The following is a 528-nucleotide window of genomic DNA, read 5'->3' as shown; positions in this document are numbered from 1 at the left end:
ATCCCCCAAGGATGTATTATCGAATTCATACTACTCGAAAGAGTAAGATGTCTTATCAAGTAACTCATCCCATTTGATATTAATTTAGATAATGGTGAGTACGTGAAAATGTCAGACTTTACAATTGCCTTGGATTAGTCTCCAGGGTGTACTTCGTGTTGATTCTTTATTAGAAAAGACTACTTAGGGTTGTATGGTTAAGTGACTAAGCGTATGTGGTGGATGCCTTGGCAGTTAGAGGCGATGAAGGACGTGTTAATCTGCGAAAAGCTTTGGTGAGGTGATAAAAACCGTTATAGCCAAAGATGTCCGAATGGGGAAACCCACTTAGCATAAGCTAGGTATCGTTAACTGAATACATAGGTTAACGAGGCAAACCGGGAGAACTGAAACATCTAAGTACCCCGAGGAAAAGAAATCAACCGAGATTTCGTTAGTAGCGGCGAGCGAACGCGAATCAGCCCTTAAGCTTATTGGGCGCTAGTGGAAGGTTCTGGAAAGGACCACGATACAGGGTGATAGTCCCGT

Annotated in this window: 1 rRNA gene; it reads left to right on the top strand. The window is 42.6% G+C overall.

The features are described from left to right. Positions 1–195 precede the first annotated feature (195 nt). Positions 196–528, top strand: a 23S ribosomal RNA gene (locus GAB14E_RS0123470); the annotation flags it as partial.

It is taken from the genome of Colwellia psychrerythraea (genome assembly GCF_000764185.1).
In the GTDB taxonomy this organism is placed as follows: Bacteria; Pseudomonadota; Gammaproteobacteria; order Enterobacterales; family Alteromonadaceae; genus Colwellia; species Colwellia psychrerythraea_B.
Note: the sequence above shows the minus strand (reverse complement) of the source record. Positions and strands in the feature narration are given on the sequence as shown.